Here is a 21,684-nt window from a genome sequence, read left to right as displayed (position 1 = left end):
GCTGTGGGAGCCCTGTGCTCAGACGCCGGTGACGGACCTGATCCAGGACCGGCTCGCCGTCAGGTTGGCGTAGTTGGAGCCGGCGTGGATATCGCTGCCCGGGTCGGCGACGTCGCCGGTCGAGCAGACGCCGACGATCTTGCCGCCGACGAAGAGGGGGCCACCGGAGTCGCCGTGGTTGGAGGCGCCGTCGACACCCTTGACGTGGATGGCGCGGCCGCCGTACGCGTCGGTGCTGGAACCGACGACGTTGACGGTCGCCTTGTTCAGATGGGTCGGCCGAGCTCCGCCTGCCGTCAGGCCATAACCCCAGATCGTGCCGGTGTCACCGGAGCGCGGGCTGTATGACGAGGCCAGCGGCGCATAGCTGTTCAGCGACTTGCTGGACGACAGGTGCACCAGAGCCACGTCACCGTAGGACGATCCGCCGATCTGGTCCGCGGCGATCGGCGTGCCCGGATTGGTGACCGAGTTGCTGAAGTAGACATCCATCCACTGGGTGCCGTCGATGCAGTGCTGTGCCGTCAGGATCCACTGCGGGGCGATCGCCTCACCGGTACAGCCGTAGGTGCCGCCGCTCTGCCCGAACACCAACTGCACGATGTACGGCGAACTGCCGCTCGTGCCGCCGATGATGTTGGGGCTGACCGGATCCGCCATGGCGGTGCCGGTGCCGGCACCGACGAGGACCGCGCTGGCAGCGGTGGCGAGAGCCAAACGATGGAGGCTGCGCATGTGTTGCCTTCTTCTCGAGATCGGTTTAACGGGATTTTTTGCCGTCAAGCGCGAAAACGCTTGCGGCTCCGCAACTTTCGCCGTCTCGAAATGTGAACACAAGACCCCCTGGGCAACTCTTGCCAAAGCTGGAGGCGTGCTTGACCAAGTGCTTACGTGCCCTTGGCGGTGCGGCGCAGGCCTACCGCAGCACGTCCACCTGCTCGTGACCGGCGACCTCGCGGGCCAGTGCTGCCAGGTGCCACCGGGTGTCGCCGAAGGTGTGCTCGATCGCGGTGATCCGCGCCGTGTGATGGCCGACCTCGTACTCGGCGGTCATCCCGATGCCCCCGTGCAACTGGATCGCCTCCTGGCCGATGTGTCGACCGGACTGGCCGACCACGACCTTGGCGCGCGAGGCGGCGGCCGCGTCATACGGGTCGGTGGCGAGCGCCATCCCGGTGTGCAGCACGGTGCTGCGCGCCAACTCGAGCGAGACGTACATGTCGGCGGCGCGCTGGGTGAGCGTCTGGAACGCGGCGAGCGGAACACCGAACTGCTTACGGGTCTTGAGATATTCGACCGTCATCGGCAGCGCGGCGTCCATCGCACCGAGCGCCTCCGCGGCCACGGCGAGAATGCCGAGATTGATCGCAGCCTGCATCGCGCGGGTGGCGTCCTGCAGAGTGCCGAGGGCGACGGCCGGCGTCTCGTCGAAGCGGACGTGCATGCCGGAGACGTTCGCATCCGACACCAGGAACAACCCGGTCTCCTCCCCCACTCGTGCCGTCACGACGAGTCGGTCAGCGGCGTCGGCATACGGCACCGGCTCCTTGGTGCCGGTGAGCGTGACATCGCCCTCGGTGCCCGACGCGGTGACGTCACACGCCTGCAGCGACCAGGCACGTCCCGGCTCGGCGAAGGCAGGCACGATCAGCGTGCTGCCGTCGAGCAGGTCCGGCAGCAGCTTGGCCCGCTGCTCGTCGGTGCCGCCGAAGGCGATCAGCGCCGCCGCCGTGAGCGCGTCCGCGTATGCCGTCACCATGCGGGCCCTGCCGAGCTCGGCAGCAGCGATGGCGACCTCGACCGGCGACGCGCCCGCACCGCCGACCTCTTCGGCGAACGGCAGCGCGATCAGGCCCATCTCGGCGATTGCGGACCAGACGGCCGGGTCGTGTGTCGCCGGACCGACCGGCACGTCACCGGGTGTCTCGGCGGGAGCGTGCCGCGACGCCAGCTCGCGGACGGCGCCCTGCAGCGCCTTCTGTTCGTCGTCGAAGGTGAAATCCATTGTCAGATCAGCCTTTCAGTCCGAGGATGCCCGAGGCGATGATGCTGCGCTGCACCTCGTTGGACCCGCCGTAGATCGACGCCTTGCGGAAATTCAGATAGGTCGGGGTGGCGAGCGCCGTCCATGCCTCCAGCTCGCTGTCGTCCGCGTGCGACCACTGCAGCGAGGCGGGGCCGGCGATATCCGCGATGAACTCGAAGACGTCCTGCTGCAGCTGCGATCCGCGTAACTTCAGGATCGAGGACGCGGGCTCGGGCTTGTCGCCGTGCGAGTTGGCGGCCACCCGCAGGACAGTCAGCTCCAGGGCCGCCAGTTGCGTCTCCAACTCGACGAAGCGCACCGCGATCAACGGCTCGTCGAGCAGGGTGCCGTCGCCGGACCTCGTGGCGCCGGCGTGCCGCTTGGCGTCGCGGAGCGCCCGCTTGATCGCACCCACAGGAGCGACGCCGACGCGTTCGTTGCCGAGCAGGAACTTGGCGATCGTCCAGCCCTTGCCGCGCTCGCCGATCAGTTGATCGGCCGGCACGCGCACGTTGTCGAAGAAGACCTCGTTGACCTCATGACCGCCGTCGATCAGCTGGATCGGCCGCACGCTGATGCCGGGGGTCTTCATGTCGATCACCAGGAAGGAGATGCCCATCTGCTTCTTCGGCGCGTCCGGCTCGGTGCGCACCAGTGCGAAGATCCAGTCGGCATACTGCCCGAGCGTCGTCCACGTCTTCTGCCCGTTGACGACCCACTCGTCGCCGTCGAGGACCGCCTGGGTGCGCAGGCTCGCCAGGTCGGAGCCGGCGTTGGGTTCGGAGAACCCCTGACACCACCAGATGTCCAGGTTGGCGGTCGCCGGCAGGAAGCGCTTCTTCTGCTCCTGGCTGCCGAAGGTCGCGATGACCGGGCCCACCATGTTGGCGTTGAACGCCAGCGGCTGCGGCACGCTCGCCGCCTGCATCTCCTGCAGGTAGAGGTGCCGTTGCAGCTGAGTCCAGTCCTGGCCGCCCCACTCCGCCGGCCAGTGCGGCACGGCGAGGCCGGCCGCGTTGAGCAACCGCTGCGCGGTGCGCATGTCGTCGGCATCGAGCTCGCCGCCGGCGGCCCAGCGCTCGCGCAGGTCGGCCGGGATCTCGGTCGTGAAGAAGTCACGCATCCGCTGCTGGAAGGCAGCGTCCTCGTCGGACAGTTGCAGGCGCATGGCGAAGCGACCTTCCTGATCGTGGGTGTGCTACTTCACAGTAACTCACTTGCTAAGCGCTTGCTTAGTGATCCGGGGTGAGGGCGTGCCGATCTTTCCCCTGGGGAGACTTCGGTACGCCACCGGACGCCATACCCGCACCAAACCCTCCCCTGGGGAGACTTCGGCACGCCCCCGCACGCCATACCCGACCAAACCCTCCCCTGGGGAGACTTCGGCACGCCCCCGCACGCCATACCCCCACCAAACCCTCCCCTGGGGAGACTTCGGCACGCCCCCGCACGCCATACCCGCACCAAACCCTCCCCTGGGGAGACTTCGGCACGACCCCGCACGCCATACCCGCACCAAACCCTCCCCTGGGGAGACTTCGGCACACCGCATGGAGAAGTAGCATCGCGACGAGACCTACCGTCGTACGAATCCGGAGCTGCCGTGCCGACCCACCCGTCCGAGCCGATCCCCTCCGACCCGATCCCCTCCGACCCGATCCCCTCCGAGCCGAGTGCCCTCGGGCTCGAGCCGCACCCCGAGGGCGGTTGGTTCCGCGAGACCTGGCGCCATCCGCAGAATGTCGAAACGGCATACGGAACAAGGTCGTTGGCCACCTGCGTGCTCTTCCTGCTGCGACCCGGCGACACCTCCGCCTGGCATCGCGTGCGCTCCTGCGAACTGTGGATCTGGCAGGGCGGCGGTCCTGTGCGGCTCACCCTCGGCGGCACCGGCGACGCCCCGGCCGAGACCGGCAGCGTCACCCTCGGCCCCGGCGGGCAGCACCTGGTGCAGGCGGACGAGTGGCAGTTGGCAGTGCCTGCCGATCCCGACCGCGCGACGCTGGTGGCGTGCGTGGTCTCCCCGGGGTTCGACTTCGCCGACTTCAGCCTGCACGAGCCGCAGTGAGCTAGGCCATCGCGAGGGCGTCCGCCAGTCGCGACCGGCCGAACCACTCCGGTATGGCGCCACGGACCTCTCCCAGCCCGTCGATCCGCAGCTCCCGGTCGCGGATCGCGTCCCGCCAACCGCGCTCGCCGCGCCATACACGGGTGAGCAGCGGCAGCGACGCGAGGATCGTGGCGCACGCCTCCACGCCCGGGTCGAAGTCACAGCAATCGGGCACGCCATGCGAGACGACGACCCACCATCGGGCATCTCGCGCTGCGACGTCGGTGAAAACCACTGCGACGCAAGTGGGTTCGTTCGGCCAACGGTGCACCGGCAGAGTGCGTTTGATGTCCCACATCAGCAGGTGCGGGTCGAGGTCCTCCTCGCCGAGGTCGGTGATCCACCGCAGGCCCCAGGTGCCGAGCGTGGTGATCGCGGCGTGCAGGTCGCGACCGCATGCGGTCAGTTCGTAGCCGGCCGCCGTCCGAGCGACCACACCGTGCCGCTCGAGGGTTCGTAACCGCTTGGCCAGCAGCGCCGGCGACATCCGCGGCACGCCACGACGGATCTCGTTGAACCGACTACTGCCGAGCAGGAGTTCGCGGATGACCAGCACGGTCCAGCGCTCGTCGAGGATCTCCATCGCCTTCGCCAGCGGACAGAACTGGCCGTATGTCGCAGCCATCGCCGCCTCCTGCGTGCCGCCCTCCTCCATGGTGCCCCGCCCCCGGGCCGGACCGCCAGTACAGATTCGCAACTGGCCGGGGTGACGGCTTCGGCGGAGGCTGGGAGCAGCTCGGCCGGCCCCTCGGCTGCGCGACCCGAAGGAGGAGTCATGTCCGTCATACCTGTGGCCGGCGCGCCGGCCGATGCGGCACTGAAGGACCGCCATCGGGCGATGTGGGCAAGCGGCGACTACCCACGCATCGCCCGCGAGCTCGTCGCACCGCTCGGCCGTGAACTGGTCACGGCACTCCGGATCTGCCCGGGTGATCTGGTGCTGGACGTCGCCGCCGGGACCGGCAACGCGAGCGTGCCCGCCGCGCTGGCCGGCGCGGACGTGACCGCGTCCGACCTCACGCCGCAACTGCTGGCCGCCGGCCGCGCCGCGGCGCCGGACAGCGGCATACGGTGGCAGACGGCCGACGCGGAGGCCCTGCCTTACCCGGACGCGAGCTTCGATGTGGTGATGTCCTGCATCGGCGTGATGTTCGCACCGCACCATCGGCGGGCTGCCGGCGAGATGGCACGCGTGTGCCGGCCCGGCGGTCGGATCGGTGTCCTGTCCTGGACACCGGACGGCACGATCGGCAAGCTCTTCGCCGCCATGCGCGAGTTCATGCCACCGCCACCGGAGGGCGCCTCACCGCCTCCGCTGTGGGGCGACGCGGATCATGTGCGCCAACTCTTCGACGGCACACTCGAGCAGGTGCAGACGCGGCGCCATTCGCTGCCGGTGACGTTCTTCACCGACCCGGCGGCGTTCCGCGACTACTTCCACCACAACTACGGGCCGTCGCTGTCCACCTATCGCCTGCATGCGGACGACCCGGAACGCATCCGGGCGCTGGACACCGCGGTCGAAGAGCTCGCGGCGGGCGCGAACACCTCTGCCGCAGGGGATCTCACGATGGAGTGGGAATACCTGCTGTTCACCGGAACGCGGGTATGACGCCCCACCCGGTATGACGGGGTCCACGCACAGCGGGCCCGGTCCGTGAAGGACCGGGCCCGCTGCGAAGAGCAGTGCAGCGTCAGCTCACTTGAGCTCGACGGACGCGCCGGCGCCCTCGAGCTGCTCCTTGGCCTTCTCGGCGGCAGCCTTGTCGACGTTCTCCAGAACGGGCTTGGGGGCGCCGTCCACGAGGTCCTTGGCTTCCTTCAGGCCGAGGGAGGTCAGCGCGCGGACCTCCTTGATGACCTGGATCTTCTTGTCACCGGCAGCGGTGAGGATGACGTCGAACTCCGACTTCTCCTCGGCGGCCTCGGGGGCGGCGCCACCGGCACCACCGGCAGCGGCCACGGCGACCGGAGCGGCAGCGGTGACGTTGAAGGTGTCCTCGAACTCCTTGACGAACTCGCTGAGCTCGATCAGGGTCATCTCCTTGAACTGGTCAAGGAGCTCTTCGGTGCTGAGCTTTGCCATGGTTGGCAACCTTTCGTTGTTTCTACGACCGGAGTCGCATGCCGTGAGTGGCTTTGTCTTGTGAAAGATTCGAACTGAAGCGCCGTGAGGCGATCAGCTCTCGTCGCCACCCTCGGCGACGTCTGAAGCAGCCTCGGCCGGAGCCTCGGCAGCGGTCTCTTCGGCGGCAGCGGCCGGGGCGTCGGCGGCAACCGGGCCCTCGGTCTCGACCTTGGCCCGCAGCGCGTCGACGACCCGGGCGGTCTGCGACAGCGGCGCGGCGAAGAGGTAGACCGCCTGGCTGAGCGACGCGTTCATGGCGCCGGCCAGCTTGGCGAGCAGGACCTCGCGAGACTCGAGGCTCGCAAGCTTGGTGATCTCTTCCGATGACAGGGCCTTGCCGTCCATGACGCCGCCCTTGATCACCAGCAGAGGGTTCGCCTTGGCGAAGTCACGCAGCCCCTTGGCGGCCTCCACCGGGTCACCGGTGATGAAGGCGATCGCCGACGGACCCTGCAGGTCGTCGTCGAATGCCGTCACACCGGCCGCCTCGGCGGCGCGCTTGGTGAGCGTGTTCTTCACCACGGTGTAGGTCGCGTGCTCACGGATGGAGTTGCGCAGCTCGGTGAGCTGAGCCACGGACAGGCCGCGGTACTCCGTCAGCACGGCCGCACCCGAGTCACGGAACTTGTCCGTGAGCTCGGCGATGGCTGCCGACTTGTCGGACTTGGCCATGCGGACCTCCTTGATCGGTGAATGTTCGTCCCGACGATCATCCATTGGTGAATGTTCGTCGCGGGTCTTCCGAGGGGCCACCGCGGAGGATCCGGCACACGAAAAAGAGCCCCGGCACAGATGTCCGGGGCTCACATGCGATCGGGCGCCATACGCGAGGTATGGCGCGATCGTGCTGCCTGCGTTCACCTGCGCTGGTCGCCCGCTCGAGTGCGGAACCTTCGGTCACGTGCCGGGGCACGTGGACAACCGGCGGTCTTCGGTGGCTCAAGAATACGGTTCGCGGCGACCGCGGAGCAAATCGGCGACAGGCTCAGTCGCCGACCGGCCAGCACACGAGGGTCGTGTGATCGAGCAGGTCCGCGGCAGCGCCGCGCGGCAGGTAGCGCTCACGGACGGGACCATCGGCGGCCACGGCCCGCTCGGTCACCGATCGCCCGAGCACGCCATACGCGTGATCGAGATCGACGAACGGCCCGTCGTACGAGGTGACCGCGAGCGCGCCTCCGGCGATCTGTTCGGCGCCCCGGGTGCCGGGCGCAACAGGCAGGTAGGCCACCAGATCCGCGACGCCCTCGGTGAAGTACGCCGTCGGGAAGACGACGCCGTCCGGGCCGGTGCGCTGCCCGTGGTTGAGCCGCAACCTGCGATGCAGTGCGGTGAACGTGTCGACCCACCATGCCATCGCGGCATCCGCGGTGACCCGCTCGCGCACGACCAGCGCCGATACCTCCGGCTCGGTCACCGTCGTCACCTCCAGGGCGGGTTGGTCGTCCCGCAGGATGCGCCGCAGCGAGTCGACGGTGTCCTGGGTCCGGCGCAACTGCTCGGTCATCCGGTCCAGATGCTCGGCGATGATCGCGTCGCGTACGGCCGGATCCGGTGCGGCGACCACCCGGCGAACGGCCTCGACCGGCAGGTCGAGCTCCCGCAGCCGACGGATCAGCTGTGCGTCACCCACCTGCTGGGGGCGGTAGTAGCGATAGCCGGAATGCGGGTCGATCTGCGCCGGAGCCAACAGCCCGACATCGTGGTAATGCCGCAGCGCCTTGACGCTGAGGAAGGTCATCTTCGAGAAGTCACCGATGCTGAGCAGCTCTGTCATGTGCACAAGGCAAGACCCTCCCGCAACGGGAGGGTCAATGCCACCGGAATGACACCCGCTTCCGCCGCAGCGCTGGACTCTCCCCTTGCAGGAGGCCGGACAACGGAGACATGACCACAACGACCCGGTGCCGCGCTCCAGTCGCCGCACATCGAAAACCCCTCCTGCACAGAACAGTCCGAAGGCACCTGCCGATTGGCGGCCGCTCGCGGCCCTGCTGGCGGGAGTCTTCGTGGTCGTCCTCGACTTCTTCATCGTCAACGTCGCACTGCCGGCGATGCAGCAGGATCTGCACACCGACGACACGGGGCTCGAGTGGGTGATCGCCGGTTTCGGGCTCACCTACGGCGGACTGCTGCTGGCCGGCGCACGAGCCGGTGACCGGTGGGGCCGACGGCGCATCTTCGGCTGGGGACTGATGCTCTTCACCGCCGCCTCGGCTGCCTGCGGACTGGCACCGTCGATCCTCGCGCTCACCGGCGCCCGCATCGTGCAGGGTGTCGGCGGTGCGCTCATCACGCCGATGGTGCTCGCGCTGATCGGCGAGATCTACCAGGGCCCCGCGAGGGTGCGTGCGATCGGCGCCTACTCGACCGTGATGGGGCTCGCCGCCGCGAGCGGCCAGCTCATCGGTGGCGCGCTCATCCAGCTGGACGTCCTCGGTCTCGGCTGGCGCTCGATCTTCCTGGTCAACGTGCCGGTCGGAGGCGCCATACTCGCGCTCGTACGGCAGCTGCCGGCGACCCGGCCGGACCGCCCGCCCCGGCTCGACGCCCTCGAGACAATCCTGGCCACCGGCGCCCTCACCGCCGTGCTGTTGCCGCTGCTCGAAGGCCGGCGGCTCGGGTGGCCGGCGTGGACCTGGGTCTGCCTGGCCGGCTCGGTGGTGCTGGCGGCTGTGCTGGTGATGCGTTGCCGGACGCTGCTGCGACGGGGCGAGGAGCCGATGCTCGGCGTGGTGCTGCGCGGCTCGGCGACGCTGCGCGCCGGACTGGCCTTGCAGACCCTGCTCTTCCTCGGTATGGCGTCCTACTTCCTGGTGCTGGCGATCTACCTGCAGGGCGGCCGCGGACTCAGCGCCCTGGAGTCGGGTGCGATGTTCACCTTCCTCGCGGTGGCGTACCTGGTCGGCACGGCGCGCGCCGAGCAGCTGTCCGGACGACTGGGCGCCCGTGCGGGCGTCGCCGGTGCCGGACTGTGCCTGGCCGGCCATGCGCTCACCGCCGTCGTGGTCGCCGACGCCCCCGGCGCTGGTGTGTTGTGGCTCGCCCCCGGACTGGTGCTCACCGGTGTCGGCATGGGCATCTGCCTGACCAGCCAGATCGCCACCGTGATGTCCTCGGTCGCTCCGGCAGAGGCAGCATCGCTGTCCGGCACGCTGTCGGCCGTGCAACAGATCGGCAACACCGTCGGTGTCGCGTTGATCGGGATCGTGTTCTTCGGGGCCGCCGGGCAGGGTCCGCGGATCGCCTTCGAACACGGGCTGTGCTACCTGATGGGCGTCACCGGGTTGCTCGCCTTGGCCGGTGTGACTGCGTCTCTCCGCCGGCGTGCCTGACGGCCGGATCCGGCGGGCGCCATACGCCATCGACAGCTGGATTCGCACTAGGCTCAGAGGAGTTCGCGCGCGTCGCACGCTGCGCTCCCTCGTGCGGTGCGTACCCCACGGAGGTCATTGTCATAACGCGCACCTAGTATGTCGATAACTTCCTGGCACCCCCTGGTCCTTCCCGAAAGGTCGACATGTCCCGTCGTCGCGCATCACTCATCGCCGTCACCGCACTCGCCGGCAGCCTGGCGCTGGCGTCCTGCAACGCCAACTCCCATGGCTCCTCCTCCACCGGCGCCTCGACCGGCGGGCACGGCGCGACGGCCGCACCGGCCAAGGGCGGCACGCTCTACGAATACTCCTCCAGCAAGGAGATCCACTTCGATCCGGCCAAGAGCCAGAACCTCGGCACCAGCTCGATCCACCTGATCGTGCGCGGCCTGACGACGTGGAAAACGTCCCCCAACGGCGACACCCAGCTCGTGCCGGACCTGGCGACCACCACCGGCACGCCGTCCGACGGCGGCAGGACGTGGACCTACCGGCTCAAGTCGGGCCAGAAGTACGCCGACGGCAGTGTCATCACCGCACAGGACATCAAGTTCGGCATCGAGCGCAGCTTCGACCCGCAGCTGCAGGGCGGCTTGAGCTATCACAAGGCGCTGCTGGTCGGCGGCGAGAAATACCAGGGTCCGGCCAAGGGCAAGCAGCTGGACTCCATCCAGACGCCGGACAAGAACACCATCGTCTTCCACCTGGTCCGGCCGTTCGCCGACTGGGGCTGGGTCGCCTCGATGCCGGCCTTCGCCCCGATCCCCGCCAAGGCCGGGATGGGCATTCCGGCATACGACCACACCCCGCCGTCGTCCGGCCCCTACCAGGTGGCGTCATACACCGTCGGTTCCAAGGTGACGCTCAAGCGAAACCCGCACTGGCAGAAGAGCTCCGACCCGGTGCGCCTGGGTGCGCCGGACCAGGTCGTCTACGAGATGGGCCTGGACCCCGACACGCTCGCCCAGCGCATGGTCGACGATCAGGGCGACGACAAGAACGGCGCCGGTGTCGCGGTGACCGCCGCGATCGTGCCGAAGATCAACTCCGATCCGGCGGTGAAGGCGCGCACGACCGTCTCCCCCTCCGGTGCCGAGGAATTCCTCGCGATCAACACCAGCCGGCCGGGCCTGAAGAACCTGAACGTCCGCAAGGCACTCCAGTACGCGATCGACAAGAAGTCGTTGCAGACGATCGCAGGCGGCCCGACGTATGCCGGGTCGCTCGCGACCACGCTGATCCCGCCGGGAGTCCAGGGCTACCAGAAGTTCGACCTCTACCCCGCCCCGGCCACCGGTGACATCGCCAAGGCCAAGCAGCTGCTCGGCAACACCAAGGTGCCGACCCTCACCCTGGTCTACGACTCGACCACACCGCAGGAGGCCAAGCAGGCCGCGTCGATCAAGGCGGACCTGAAGAAGATCGGCATCAACGTCAAGCTGGCCGGCAAGGACAGCGACACCTGGCTGGCGACCGTCTCGCAGGGCAACAACTTCGACCTGACGATCTCCGGCTGGCAGGCCGACTACCCGGGTGCCTACGCGCAACTGCAGCCGGTGTTCGCGTCCAACCAGATCGGCGGCGGCAACTTCAACCTGTCGAAATTCAACGACCCGGCCGTGGATGCCGCGATCAACAAGGCGACCGGCATCACCGACCCGGCCGGGGCCGACGCCGCCTGGGCGGCGATCGACAAGCAGATCATGCAGCAGGCACCGGCCGTGCCGCTCTACTACTCGCACCAGGCCTACCTCAACGGCAGCAACGTCACGGGCACCTACATCCCGACCTTCCCGACCTACCCGAACGTGCTGGTCCAGGGCCTGCGCAAGTGACGACCGCGGTTGCGCGCAGCCGCTCCCCGATCAGCGCCGCCGTCCACCGGACCATGCGGTCCGGTGGCGGCCGGATCGGGGCGCTCGCCCTGCTGGCGGTCATCGTGGCCGGCTTCTGCGCTCCGTTGCTGACCGCCCTGGAGGGGCAGAACCCGAGTGATTTCCACGGCGAGCTCGTCGACGGCAACAACGGCGGCAACCCGATCGGCACCTTCGGCGGGGTGAGCGGCGCCCACTGGTTCGGGGTCGAGCCGGGCACCGGTCGCGACCTGTTCGCGCTGGTGGTCTACGGGTTGCGCACCACGATCCTGATCGCCCTGGCGGCCACCATCGTGTCGGTCATCATCGGTGCCGCCGTCGGTATGGCGATGGGCTATCTCGGCGGCTGGTTCGAAGCGACACTGGGCCGGTTCGTGGACTTCATGTTCGGCTTCCCCACGCTGCTGTTCCTGATCGCGCTGCAACTGATCGTGCCGGCCGACATCCCCAAACCCGTGGTCCTGGCCGTCGTGCTGGCCGCATTCGGTTGGGTGAGCACCGCGCGATTGATCCACACCCAGACCAAACAACTGGCGGCCCGTGAATTCATCGACGCAGCAAAGGCTTCCGGCACGCCGTTGCACCGGGTGTTCGGCGGGGAACTCCTGCCCAACCTGGTCGGCACGCTCGCTGTCGTGGTCGCGCTGAGTTTCCCGGCGACCGTGGCGGTGTCCGCCGGACTCAGCTTCCTCGGGGTCGGCATCGGCGCCGACACCCCGGACCTGGGTGTGCTCATCGGCTCGTCCATCACCTGGACCTACACCGGCGCCGATGCCGGCTACCTCATCTTCCCGTCGGTCGTCCTGCTGCTCATCGTGCTGGGCGCGACCCTGCTCGGCGACGCCCTGCGGGATGCCTTCGACGTGCGTGCCGAGGAGAACGCGCGATGACCTCCTACCTCGCCCGGCGGTTGCTGGTCTCGCTACTGGTGTTGCTCGCGATCTCCTTCTGCGTCTTCATGCTGTTCTACAGCGGCCCGTCCGACCCCGCCCGGGTCATGTGTGGAAAGCCTTGCCAGCCGGAGCGGCTCGCGCAGGTGAAGCACTTCATGGGCACCGACCACAGCGCCTTCGTGCAGTGGCTGGACTTCCTCAAGGGGCTGTTCGTCGGCCGCACGTACGGCACGGGCGCCGAGGCTGCGCACTGTTCCGCGCCCTGCTTCGGCTTCTCCTTCGACCAGCGGCAGTCGGTCACCAGCCTGATTTGGTCCCGCCTGCCGGTCACCGCGTCGATCGCCCTGGGTGGTGCCGCCGTCTCCCTCCTCGTGGGTATGACGCTCGGGCCGCTCGCCGCGATCTTCCGCGGCCGTTGGCCGGATGCGATGGTGCGCGGCGGTTCGTTGTTCCTGGTCGCGACCCCGGCATACCTGTTGGGGCTGTTGGGGATCCTGCTGTTCGGTTTCCAGCTGAACATGGTGCCGGTGTCCGGTTACGTGCCACTGACCCAGAGCCCGGTGGACTGGGCCTGGCACCTGATCCTGCCCTGGTGCGTCATCGGGCTGATCAACGCAGCGGGTTACGCACGGTTCGCCCGCAACCAGATGCTCGACGAACTCGGCTCCGATCATTTGCTCGCCCAGCGCGCCACCGGTGCGAACCGGCGCACCGTGCGCCGCACCGCGCGCCGCGGCGTGTGGGTGCCGATCACCACGCTGTTCGGCCTCGATCTGGCCATGCTGCTGAGCGGGTCGATCTTCACCGAGCGGGTGTTCAGCATGCACGGCATCGGTGACCTGCTGATCGGTGGCGTCTCCTCCCATGATCTCGGGATCGTCGTCGGCACAGCACTTTTCGGCGCTGCGCTGATCATCGTCGGCAACCTGATCGTCGACGTCGTCCAAGGCTCCATCGATCCGAGGGTGCGCCGTGGTTAGTCCCGCTCTACGCCTGCGTGACCTGCGGGTCACCTTCCGCGGCTCGTCCGGCCCCGTCGCCGCGGTCAACGGTGTGACGCTGGACGCCTACCCGGGTCAGGTGCTGGCCGTCGTGGGCGAGTCCGGCTCGGGCAAGTCCGCGACGGCACTGGCATCCATCGGCCTGCTGCCCGAGTCGGCCACCGTGGACGGCAGCGTCCTGATCGAGGGCGCGGACCTCAATGCCATGCCGGAGAAGCGACGAGTCGCGTTGCGCGGCAGCACGATCGCAATGGTCTTCCAGGACGCCTTGGCGTCGCTGAACCCTTTCCGGACCATCGGCCGACAGATCAGCGACGCCTACCGGTTGCACCATCACGTGGATCGCGCGACCGCGCGCAAGCGTGCCGTCGAAGTGCTCGGACGGGTCGGCATCCGGGAGCCGCAGCGCCGCGTCGACGACTACCCGCACGAGTTCAGTGGCGGCATGCGGCAACGCGCGATGATCGCCATGGCGATCGTCAACGAACCCGCGATCCTGATCGCCGACGAGCCCACCACTGCTCTGGATGTCACCGTCCAGCGGCAGGTGCTCGATCTGCTCACCGGGCTCACCGACGATCTCGGTATGGCGCTGGTGCTCATCACCCACGACCTCGGCGTCGTCGCCGAGACCGCCGACCGGATCGCCGTCATGTATGCCGGCCGGATCGTCGAATCGGGCAGCGTCCTGGACATCTTCGACCGTCCGGCGCACCCCTACACGCGGGCCCTGCTGCAGGCGACCCCGAACCTGGAGGCTCCCGGCAGACTGGCCGCCATACCCGGCGTGCCGGCGTCGGGCACCAACCTGCCGGGCGGCTGTCCGTTCCACCCGCGGTGCGCGTTCGCCGCCGCGGTGGGCGACGCCTGCCGCACGCAGCGCCCGCCGCTGGACCCGCGGCCGGGCAGCGACCAGCACCGTGCCGCCTGCCACTACACCGCCGAGCGGGAGCTGCCCCATGACTGAGCCCCTGTTGAGCCTGCGCAACGTCAGCAAGACGTTCCGCAGCCGCTCGGCCTTCCGGCCGGGGGCGGAAACGCATGCGGTGCAGGACGTTTCGCTCGATGTCGCGCCCGGTGAGACGGTCGCACTCGTCGGCGAGTCCGGCTCGGGCAAGTCGACGCTGTCCCGCCTGGCGCTGCGGCTGACGGACCCAACGTCCGGCCGGATCCTTTTCGACGGCAACGATGTGACGCAGCTGCGCGGCCGGGGACTGCGCACCCTCCGGCGGGAACTGAGCGTCGTCTTCCAGGACCCCTACACCTCGCTCAACCCCCGCCAGACGGTCGCACGCATCGTCTCCGGGCCGCTGCGCAACCACGGTCTCCCCCGTGATCGACAGGCATTGGAAGATCTCGTCACGTCGGTCGGTCTGGAGCCGGAGCACCTGGACCGTTACCCGCACCAGTTCTCCGGCGGCCAGCGTCAGCGCATCGGCATCGCGCGTGCCTTGGCGACGCAACCGCGGATGATCATCGCCGACGAGCCGGTGTCGGCGCTGGATGTGTCCATCCGGGCGCAGATCCTCAACCTGCTCGGAGATCTCCGCGACGAACGCGGCCTCGCCCTGCTGGTGGTCTCTCACGATCTGGCGGTCGTGCGCGGCATCGCCGACCGGGTGGCTGTGATGCAGCAGGGCCGGCTGGTCGAGTCCGGCCCGGTCGCGCAGATCTACGACGATCCGCAGGACCCCTACACGCGCTCCTTGCTGGCGGCCGTGCCGGTGCCGGACCCGCACCGTCGGCGCCGCCCCTTGCCGACATCCACCGAATGACGGGATGCGACGGCTGCGCGCCATACGCAAACGGCCGCCGTCCCCGGGGGACGACGGCCGCGTGCGTATGGCGGGAGAGCGACGATCAGGCGTCGGCGTCCTCACCCATCAGGTTGCGCGTGACGGAGGCATCGAGCGGGATGCCCGGGCCCATCGTGGTCGACATCGTCGCCTTGGAGATGTAGCGGCCCTTCGAAGCGGCCGGCTTCAGACGCAGGATCTCCTCCAGCGCCGCACCGTAGTTCTCGATCAGGGCCTTCTCGTCGAAGGAGACCTTGCCGATGATGAAGTGCAGGTTGGAGTGCTTGTCGACGCGGAACTCGATCTTGCCGCCCTTGATGTCGGAGACGGCCTTGGCGACGTCCATCGTGACGGTGCCGGTCTTCGGGTTCGGCATCAGACCGCGCGGACCCAGGACCTTACCGAGACGACCCACCTTGCCCATCAGGTCGGGCGTGGCAACGACCGCGTCGAAGTCGGTCCAGCCGCCGGCGACCTTGTCGAGCAGCTCGTCCGAACCGACGAAGTCCGCACCCGCGGCCTCCGCGGCGGCAGCCTTGTCACCGTTGGCGAAGACCAGCACGCGGGCGGTCTTACCAGTGCCGTTGGGCAGGTTGACGGTGCCGCGGACCATCTGGTCGGCCTTGCGCGGGTCGACGCCGAGACGGAACGCGACCTCGACGGTCGAGTCGTACTTGGTCTTGGCACCGGCCTTGGCCAGACGCACGGCCTCCAGCGGCGCGTAGACCTTGCTCTTGTCGATCTGCTCCGCCGCTGCGCGGTAGTTCTTGCTGTGCTTCATCTGGTTTCCCTTCGGGGTTGTGGTTGTGCGGGCCGAAGCTGGCCCATCCACGGTGTGTGTTGGTGGTGTTACTCGGTCTCGATGCCCATCGAGCGTGCAGTGCCGGCGATGATGCGCGAGGCCTGCTCCACGTCGTGGGCGTTGAGGTCGGCCATCTTCTCCGTGGCGATCTCACGGACCTGGTCCTTGGTCAGCTTGCCGACCTTGTTCTTGTGCGGCTCACCGGAACCCTTGGCGACACCGGCGGCCTTCTTGATCAGCTCGGCGGCCGGCGGGGTCTTGGTGATGAAGGTGAAGGAGCGGTCCTCGTAGACCGTGATCTCCACCGGGATGACGTTGCCGCGCTTGTCCGCCGTGGCGTCGTTGTACGCCTTGACGAACTCCATGATGTTGACGCCGTGCTGACCGAGCGCGGGACCGACAGGCGGGGCAGGGGTCGCCTGGCCGGCCTGGATCTGCAGCTTGATGAAGCCGGCGACCTTCTTCTTGGGAGGCATGCTCTATTCCTTCTCGTGGGCCTACGCCGTGGGCGATGACCCGGTTGCATTGTCCTGAGCCGGCAGTCCCGGTCAGGGTTCTTTCCTTATCGCTCCACCGCTTCCCGTTCGGGGCCCCCGCGAAGTATTCGGAGGAGCGAAGCGGGGGAGAAACTTCGTCGGGTTTAGATTTTGGCGACCTGGTTGAACGACAGCTCGACCGGGGTCTCCCGGCCGAAGATGGACACCAACACCTTGAGCTTCTGGGTGTCGGTGTTGATCTCGGAGATCGACGCGGGCAGAGTCTCGAACGGGCCCTCCATGACGGTGACGGACTCGCCGACCTCGAAATCGACGTCCGCGCTCGCCGCGGTCTTGCCGGGCTTGGCCGCACCACCGGCCGCAGGAGCACCCGACTCGGTCGCGCCGGCCGGCTCCTCGAAGACCGGGTTGAGCATCGTCACGACCTCGTCGATCGACAGCGGCGACGGCTGGTGGGCATTGCCCACGAAACCGGTCACACCCGGGGTGTGGCGCACCGCGCCCCAGCTCTCGTCGGTGAGGTCCATGCGCACCAGCACGTATCCGGGCATCCGCACGCGGGTGCCGGTCTTGCGCTGGGAGTTCTTGATCTCGGTGAACTCCTCCATGGGAACCTCGACCTGGAAGATGTAGTCCTCCATGTTGAGGCTGGTCATGCGGGTCTCGAGGTTGGCCTTGACGCGCTTCTCGTAGCCGGCGTAGGAGTGCACGACATACCACTCGCCGAACTGCATCTTGAGGTCGGCGATGAAGGCGGCACGTTGCTCGTCGGCGCTCAGCGCGGGAGCCTCGTCGGTGCTGTCCTCGTCGGTGCTGTCCCCGTCGGCGCTGTCCTCGTCGGTGCTGTCCCCGGTGTCGTCGCCGGCGACGTCCTCGCCGAGGTCGGCGGCCTCGCCGGCGACCTCGGCCTCGGCCTCCTCGTCGCCCTCGGCGCCGTCGACCTCTGCCTCGTCACGCTCGGCGTCGGCCTCGGCGGCCGTGTCGTCGTCTGCCTCGGCGATCTCGGCCTCCGCCTGCGGGTCGTCACCGGCCTCGGCCTCCTCGTCGCCCTCGGCGCCGTCGACCTCTGCCTCGTCACGCTCGGCGTCGGCCTCGGCGGCCGTGTCGTCGTCTGCCTCGGCGATCTCGGCCTCCGCCTGCGGGTCGTCACCGGCCTCGGCTGCGTCCGGGTCGAAGTCGTCGCCGTCGTCCTCGACGTCGGTCTCGGTGCGGTGGATGGCGTCGAGTTCGGCCGGGTCCTCCGGGTCGGCACCGTCACGGGCGATCTCCAGTGCCTGCTCGGTGTCGCTGTCACCGTCGGCGGCATCGATCTGGTCCTCGATGGCCTCGCGGATGTCGTCCGCCGGTGCGTCGACGTCCTCGTCGTGCGCGAGCACGAGAGCGTCGACGGCCTGGCCGTCCTCAGCCTTCAGGTCGGCGTCCCATGCCTCGTCCTCGGCGCGCGTCGCGTCCAGCGCCGCAGCCTCCTGCGGGTCCAGCTCGCCAGTCATTGCCCTGCTTTCCTTGATGTTCCGTGTCGTACCGGACGCCTGTATGGCGCTGTATGACGCCGCGGCGTCATACGCCTCAGGCGAAGACCCAGTCGACGAGGTGCACCAGCAGCTGGTCCAAACCGACGACGTAAGCCATCAGGATCACCAGGAAGACGACCAGCGCGACGGTGTAGCTGACCAGCTCGTCACGGGTCGGCCGCACCACCTTGCGCAACTCGTCGATGACCTGCCGGATGAACAGCACCAGCTTGCCGAGGGGGCCACCCCGCGGCTTCTCGTCGGCGGAGCCGCGCGTCGAGGCGGTGCTCGTGCTCACGGTGACTCCTGACTCGTTGCTTCTGGTGAATCTGTCGTGCAGGGCACGAGGGACTTGAACCCCCAACCCCCGGTTTTGGAGACCGGTGCTCTGCCAATTGAGCTAGTGCCCTCCGAGCGCTCACGCAACCGCGACAAGCCATCTTTCGGGCATGCCACATCAGCCTGAGGTTGATCGGTGGGTCAAGCATACGGTGTCCGGCCCACTCCTCACAAAACGGTGCGTGCTCCATCGGAGTTCCGCGGTCGCGGACTGCCACCGCCGGGCACCGCCCGCCGGCCGGTCAGCGACGGCCCACCCCGACCTCGCACAGGGTCGCACAGGATCCGACTTTGATTCTTGATGAAGTTTTTGCGCTCGAACGCTCACCTAACGTCAATTGCTCGTTAGCCTCGACAAGGCCAGGCTGCGCGTCCCCGCCGCAGCTCGCCGAGAGAAGAGGTCATCCCATGCACCGGACCACGACCCTGCGCAGCGCCGGAGTGGCAGCCATCGCGCTGGCCACCGTCGCCGCCGCACCGGGCGCGAGCGCCGCGCCGCAGGCGCCGTCGTACACGATCGATGTCGGCACGATCGGCGCCTACAACCATCCGACCGACACCCCCGCCGCGCCGTTCATCGACGCCGACGGCACCTTCCACTTCCAGCAGTCCGCCTCCCTCTACAGCGCCGACAGCGTGCACGAGTGGGAGTTCTACACCGGCAAGGACATGGACACCGCGACCAAGGACGAGGCGCTGTCGACGGCCGCGGACCCGGCGAACCCGCAGGACCGCAACGACGACACCGTATGGCGCTGCCTGAACGGCCCGACCGGCCGCGAGGCGACGGCGACCCCGACACCCACCGGTTACTCCTTCGCGAACTACTGCGACCTGGTCGGCACCTGGGTCGACCCGGACACCGGGAACTGGATCGGCTTGGTCCACAACGAATTCACCCCACGGCCGTTCGATGACGGACTGCACTACGACGCAATCGACTACGCCGTGTCCACCGACCACGGCACGACGTGGCAGATCAAGGGCCACGCGATCACCTCGCCGTACAGCACGAAACGCGGTGACACCCACGCGTTCCCGGAGCAGACCTACTACTACGGCGACGGCGATCCGCGCCTGTTCGTCGACATGAAGTCCGGCTACTTCTACGTCTATTACGGCTCGCGCATCGTGGACAAGGGCGGCAGCTGGGGTGGCTTCACCGAGCACGTCGCCCGCGCGCCGATCAGCGGCAAGATGGCGACCGGCACCTGGCAGAAGTACTACGACGGCGCCTGGCGCCAGCCCGGGGTCGGCGGCAAGGAGAGCGGCGTCGTCTCGACGGCCAGCTCGCCGACCGGGTATGTCGCGCCGGACAAGGAGTACGACCCCACCACCAAGGGCACCTGGCGGCAGCAGCAGGCGGCCGGCACCCTGCCGCCGAACTCCGACCTGTTCATCCTGAACATCGCCTACGACGCCTACCTCGGCAAGTACATCGGCACGCCGGAACGCCTGTCCGACAACACTCCGCAGCGCATCTACGCCACGGACGACCTCGCCCACCCGAAGTGGACGTTGGTCGGCGACACGGGTTCGGCATACGCCAACAGCAGCTGGTATCGCTGGTTGATCGACCCGGTCAGCAGGACGCAGGGCACCACCGTCGGCAAGACCTTCCGCAGCTACTGCTCCATCGCGTGCGCCAACGGCTCGGACGGTGACTACGCCACCATCACGATCGACAGCGACCAGCCCGCGACGTCACCGGTCCGGGCCGGGCAGGATTACCGGCTGCTCGCAGCCGGTGGCTCGCTGGCTGCGGTCGGCTCCAAGACCGTTGTCGCCCAGGGGAACTCGGCCTCCACACATTGGCGATTCCGGTCCAACGACGACGGTTCCTACACGGTCCGCAACGCGTCCTCCGGCCTGGCGCTCGGCGTCGATGACACCTCCACGACCGGGCGGGCCTGGGGCGCGACGACCGGACTCTCACCGGTCGGTGGCGACGGGCCGACCGCCGGCCAACAGTGGTTCATCCAGGCCACCCAGGGCAAGGGCGGCAACGCGTTCCGGCTGGTCAACCGCTACAGCGGGTTGGTGCTGGACCTGGGCGGCGGGAAGGGCAGCCCGGCCCGCACCGAGCCCTACCGGAACTGGACCGGCACGAAGTCGGCAGCCGGTTCCGCGCGCAAACCCGCCACGCAGGAGCTGCGCTTCGTGCCGCTCGGCTGAACCGAGCGGACACGGAACGTCACGAGCGGACCAGAAAATCCGGGCGATTTTCTGGTCCGCTCGTTCGGTGTGTGTCCGCTCGATCGCGTCTACTAGGTTCGGGGCATGCCGGAACCCGTGGGCGCCCGCTCGGTCCTTGCCCTGCCGAAGGCACACCTGCACCTGCACTTCACCGGGTCGCTACGCATCACGACGCTGCGGGAGCTGGCGGCCAAGCACGACGTGCGGTTGCCCGAGGCGCTGCTGGCCGACTGGCCGCCCGCCCTCTCCGCCCGTGACGAGCGCGGCTGGTTCCGGTTCCAGCGGTTGTATGACGCCGCCCGCGCCTGCGTCAAGGACGAGTCGGACCTGCGCCGGCTGGTGCGCGAAGCAGCCGAGGACGATGTGGCCGAGGGTTCGCGGTGGCTGGAGATCCAGGTCGATCCCACGTCGTATGCCGCCGGGCTGGGCGGCATCACGCCCGCGCTGGAGATCGTGCTCGACGAGGCACGGGCGGCGAGCACCGACCTGCCGATCGGGGTGGGCGTGATCGTGGCCGCCTCCCGGCTCAAGCACCCGATGGACGCTCGCGCGCTGGCCCGGCTCGCCGCGCACCACGCGGGTGACCAGCCCGGGCAGGTGGTCGGCTTCGGGCTGTCCAACGACGAACGCCGTGGAACCACCGCCGATTTCGCCGCCGCCTTCGCGATCGCCCGCAAGGCCGGCCTGGCTGCGGTGCCGCACGCGGGCGAGTTGCTCGGCCCCGCCGCGGTCAACGAGACCGTTGCGTCGTTGCAACCGGACCGACTCGGCCACGGGGTGCGGTCCGTCGAGTCGCGCTCGGTGCTCAACCGGGTGGTCGACTCCGGCATCGCCCTGGAGGTCTGTCCGGGCTCCAACGTCGCGCTGGGTGTCTACCGCACGCCGGCGGAGGTGCCGCTGCGCACCCTCGTGGATGCCGGCGCGACGGTCGCACTCGGCGCCGACGACCCGCTGTTGTTCGGCAACCGCCTGGCCGATCAATACCGTTCGGCGCGGACCGACCACGGCTTCACCGACCGTGAGCTTGCCGCGCTCGCGCGCTCGTCGATGGACGCGTCGTTCGCCCCGCCGGACGTCCGCAAAGCGGCATACGAGGACATCGACGCCTGGCTGGCGCACCCGCGCGAATGACGG

At 68.6% G+C, this 21,684-nt stretch carries 21 protein-coding genes and 1 tRNA gene; 10 read left to right on the top strand and 12 right to left on the bottom strand.

Annotated features, from left to right (window positions below):
- Nucleotides 1-18 precede the first annotated feature (18 nt).
- The 3 genes from ACYVBN_RS00690 to ACYVBN_RS00680 form a co-directional block, all read right to left on the bottom strand.
- A complete protein-coding gene (locus ACYVBN_RS00690) occupies nt 19-735 on the bottom strand; it encodes a S1 family peptidase (RefSeq protein ID WP_440283304.1) in 717 nt (238 codons plus the stop codon).
- 181 nt (nt 736-916) lie between these two features.
- Nucleotides 917-2,005 carry an acyl-CoA dehydrogenase family protein gene (locus tag ACYVBN_RS00685; protein WP_460598899.1) on the bottom strand — a complete coding sequence of 363 codons (1,089 nt, stop codon included), beginning with the start codon at nt 2,003-2,005 and terminating at the stop codon, nt 917-919.
- A 7-nt stretch (nt 2,006-2,012) separates the two neighbouring features.
- Nucleotides 2,013-3,194: an acyl-CoA dehydrogenase family protein gene (locus ACYVBN_RS00680; protein ID WP_460598898.1), complete on the bottom strand. Its 1,182-nt coding sequence runs from the start codon at nt 3,192-3,194 to the stop codon at nt 2,013-2,015.
- 435 nt (nt 3,195-3,629) lie between these two features.
- On the opposite strand from ACYVBN_RS00680, the gene ACYVBN_RS00675 reads away from it, so the two are divergent.
- Nucleotides 3,630-4,094: a cupin domain-containing protein gene (locus ACYVBN_RS00675; RefSeq protein WP_460598897.1), complete on the top strand. Its 465-nt coding sequence runs from the start codon at nt 3,630-3,632 to the stop codon at nt 4,092-4,094.
- A 1-nt stretch (nt 4,095) separates the two neighbouring features.
- Here ACYVBN_RS00675 and ACYVBN_RS00670 read toward each other — a convergent pair whose 3' ends face one another.
- A complete protein-coding gene (locus ACYVBN_RS00670) occupies nt 4,096-4,761 on the bottom strand; it encodes a winged helix-turn-helix transcriptional regulator (RefSeq protein ID WP_440283308.1) in 666 nt (221 codons plus the stop codon).
- Between the two features lie 150 nt (nt 4,762-4,911).
- Here ACYVBN_RS00670 and ACYVBN_RS00665 point away from each other — a divergent pair, with 150 nt between their 5' ends.
- Nucleotides 4,912-5,748 (top strand): class I SAM-dependent methyltransferase, encoded by an 837-nt coding sequence (locus ACYVBN_RS00665; RefSeq protein ID WP_460598896.1) that lies wholly within the window; start codon nt 4,912-4,914, stop codon nt 5,746-5,748.
- A gap of 87 nt (nt 5,749-5,835) precedes the next feature.
- Here the strand turns inward: ACYVBN_RS00665 and rplL are convergent, their stop codons facing one another.
- The 3 genes from rplL to ACYVBN_RS00650 form a co-directional block, all read right to left on the bottom strand.
- Nucleotides 5,836-6,222, bottom strand: a complete 387-nt coding sequence (rplL, locus tag ACYVBN_RS00660; protein WP_440280963.1) for a 50S ribosomal protein L7/L12 — start codon at nt 6,220-6,222, stop codon at nt 5,836-5,838.
- A 93-nt stretch (nt 6,223-6,315) separates the two neighbouring features.
- Nucleotides 6,316-6,936: a 50S ribosomal protein L10 gene (gene rplJ / locus ACYVBN_RS00655; protein WP_440280964.1), complete on the bottom strand. Its 621-nt coding sequence runs from the start codon at nt 6,934-6,936 to the stop codon at nt 6,316-6,318.
- Between the two features lie 313 nt (nt 6,937-7,249).
- Nucleotides 7,250-8,041: a MerR family transcriptional regulator gene (locus ACYVBN_RS00650; RefSeq protein WP_460598895.1), complete on the bottom strand. Its 792-nt coding sequence runs from the start codon at nt 8,039-8,041 to the stop codon at nt 7,250-7,252.
- A 127-nt stretch (nt 8,042-8,168) separates the two neighbouring features.
- Between ACYVBN_RS00650 and ACYVBN_RS00645 the strand changes: the two genes are divergently transcribed.
- The 6 genes from ACYVBN_RS00645 (at nt 8,169) to ACYVBN_RS00620 (ending at nt 15,184) form a co-directional block, all read left to right on the top strand.
- A complete protein-coding gene (locus tag ACYVBN_RS00645; RefSeq protein ID WP_460598894.1) occupies nt 8,169-9,599 on the top strand; it encodes an MFS transporter in 1,431 nt (476 codons plus the stop codon).
- A gap of 185 nt (nt 9,600-9,784) precedes the next feature.
- Nucleotides 9,785-11,476, top strand: coding sequence for an ABC transporter substrate-binding protein (locus ACYVBN_RS00640; RefSeq protein ID WP_460598893.1), 1,692 nt, complete (start codon nt 9,785-9,787; stop codon nt 11,474-11,476).
- The gene (locus tag ACYVBN_RS00635) at nt 11,473-12,405 is read left to right on the top strand and encodes an ABC transporter permease (RefSeq protein ID WP_460598892.1); all 933 of its coding nucleotides are present in this window, start codon (nt 11,473-11,475) and stop codon (nt 12,403-12,405) included. The genes ACYVBN_RS00640 and ACYVBN_RS00635 overlap by 4 nt, the downstream gene beginning before the upstream one ends.
- Nucleotides 12,402-13,388: an ABC transporter permease gene (locus ACYVBN_RS00630; RefSeq protein ID WP_460598891.1), complete on the top strand. Its 987-nt coding sequence runs from the start codon at nt 12,402-12,404 to the stop codon at nt 13,386-13,388. The genes ACYVBN_RS00635 and ACYVBN_RS00630 overlap by 4 nt, the downstream gene beginning before the upstream one ends.
- A complete protein-coding gene (locus ACYVBN_RS00625; RefSeq protein ID WP_460598890.1) occupies nt 13,381-14,376 on the top strand; it encodes an ABC transporter ATP-binding protein in 996 nt (331 codons plus the stop codon). Before ACYVBN_RS00630 ends, ACYVBN_RS00625 begins: the two co-directional genes overlap by 8 nt.
- Complete coding sequence (locus ACYVBN_RS00620; protein WP_460598889.1) at nt 14,369-15,184, top strand: ABC transporter ATP-binding protein; 816 nt, start codon at nt 14,369-14,371, stop codon at nt 15,182-15,184. Before ACYVBN_RS00625 ends, ACYVBN_RS00620 begins: the two co-directional genes overlap by 8 nt.
- An 85-nt stretch (nt 15,185-15,269) precedes the next feature.
- Here the strand turns inward: ACYVBN_RS00620 and rplA are convergent, their stop codons facing one another.
- The 5 genes from rplA to ACYVBN_RS00595 all read right to left on the bottom strand — a co-directional run bounded on the left by rplA (nt 15,270) and on the right by ACYVBN_RS00595 (nt 18,425).
- A complete protein-coding gene (rplA, locus tag ACYVBN_RS00615) occupies nt 15,270-15,986 on the bottom strand; it encodes a 50S ribosomal protein L1 (protein WP_440280972.1) in 717 nt (238 codons plus the stop codon).
- A 68-nt stretch (nt 15,987-16,054) separates the two neighbouring features.
- Complete coding sequence (gene rplK, locus ACYVBN_RS00610) at nt 16,055-16,483, bottom strand: 50S ribosomal protein L11 (protein ID WP_440280973.1); 429 nt, start codon at nt 16,481-16,483, stop codon at nt 16,055-16,057.
- Between the two features lie 164 nt (nt 16,484-16,647).
- Nucleotides 16,648-17,505: a transcription termination/antitermination protein NusG gene (nusG, locus tag ACYVBN_RS00605; RefSeq protein ID WP_460599778.1), complete on the bottom strand. Its 858-nt coding sequence runs from the start codon at nt 17,503-17,505 to the stop codon at nt 16,648-16,650.
- 565 nt (nt 17,506-18,070) lie between these two features.
- Nucleotides 18,071-18,313 (bottom strand): preprotein translocase subunit SecE, encoded by a 243-nt coding sequence (secE, locus tag ACYVBN_RS00600; RefSeq protein ID WP_440280974.1) that lies wholly within the window; start codon nt 18,311-18,313, stop codon nt 18,071-18,073.
- 39 nt (nt 18,314-18,352) lie between these two features.
- Nucleotides 18,353-18,425, bottom strand: a tRNA-Trp gene (locus tag ACYVBN_RS00595).
- A 337-nt stretch (nt 18,426-18,762) separates the two neighbouring features.
- Between ACYVBN_RS00595 and ACYVBN_RS00590 the strand changes: the two genes are divergently transcribed.
- Both ACYVBN_RS00590 and ACYVBN_RS00585 read left to right on the top strand, forming a co-directional pair.
- A complete protein-coding gene (locus ACYVBN_RS00590; protein WP_460598888.1) occupies nt 18,763-20,529 on the top strand; it encodes an RICIN domain-containing protein in 1,767 nt (588 codons plus the stop codon).
- A 105-nt stretch (nt 20,530-20,634) separates the two neighbouring features.
- A complete protein-coding gene (locus ACYVBN_RS00585) occupies nt 20,635-21,681 on the top strand; it encodes an adenosine deaminase family protein (protein ID WP_460598887.1) in 1,047 nt (348 codons plus the stop codon).
- Nucleotides 21,682-21,684 lie beyond the last annotated feature (3 nt).

This window comes from Flexivirga lutea (assembly GCF_054778955.1).
The sequence above is the reverse complement of the archived record's forward strand: the minus strand, read 5'-3'. Positions and strand labels throughout refer to the sequence as shown.

Coding starts and splice junctions, on each gene's coding strand:
- rplJ (WP_440280964.1), bottom strand. CDS start 6,936: ATGGCCAAGTCCGACAAGTCGGCAGCCATCGCCGAGCTCACGGACAAG.
- ACYVBN_RS00585 (WP_460598887.1), top strand. CDS start 20,635: ATGCCGGAACCCGTGGGCGCCCGCTCGGTCCTTGCCCTGCCGAAGGCA.
- ACYVBN_RS00620 (WP_460598889.1), top strand. CDS start 14,369: ATGACTGAGCCCCTGTTGAGCCTGCGCAACGTCAGCAAGACGTTCCGC.
- ACYVBN_RS00690 (WP_440283304.1), bottom strand. CDS start 735: ATGCGCAGCCTCCATCGTTTGGCTCTCGCCACCGCTGCCAGCGCGGTC.
- ACYVBN_RS00650 (WP_460598895.1), bottom strand. CDS start 8,041: ATGACAGAGCTGCTCAGCATCGGTGACTTCTCGAAGATGACCTTCCTC.
- rplK (WP_440280973.1), bottom strand. CDS start 16,483: ATGCCTCCCAAGAAGAAGGTCGCCGGCTTCATCAAGCTGCAGATCCAG.
- rplL (WP_440280963.1), bottom strand. CDS start 6,222: ATGGCAAAGCTCAGCACCGAAGAGCTCCTTGACCAGTTCAAGGAGATG.
- ACYVBN_RS00590 (WP_460598888.1), top strand. CDS start 18,763: ATGCACCGGACCACGACCCTGCGCAGCGCCGGAGTGGCAGCCATCGCG.
- ACYVBN_RS00665 (WP_460598896.1), top strand. CDS start 4,912: ATGTCCGTCATACCTGTGGCCGGCGCGCCGGCCGATGCGGCACTGAAG.
- rplA (WP_440280972.1), bottom strand. CDS start 15,986: ATGAAGCACAGCAAGAACTACCGCGCAGCGGCGGAGCAGATCGACAAG.
- ACYVBN_RS00640 (WP_460598893.1), top strand. CDS start 9,785: ATGTCCCGTCGTCGCGCATCACTCATCGCCGTCACCGCACTCGCCGGC.
- ACYVBN_RS00630 (WP_460598891.1), top strand. CDS start 12,402: ATGACCTCCTACCTCGCCCGGCGGTTGCTGGTCTCGCTACTGGTGTTG.
- ACYVBN_RS00680 (WP_460598898.1), bottom strand. CDS start 3,194: ATGCGCCTGCAACTGTCCGACGAGGACGCTGCCTTCCAGCAGCGGATG.
- ACYVBN_RS00670 (WP_440283308.1), bottom strand. CDS start 4,761: ATGGCTGCGACATACGGCCAGTTCTGTCCGCTGGCGAAGGCGATGGAG.
- ACYVBN_RS00685 (WP_460598899.1), bottom strand. CDS start 2,005: ATGGATTTCACCTTCGACGACGAACAGAAGGCGCTGCAGGGCGCCGTC.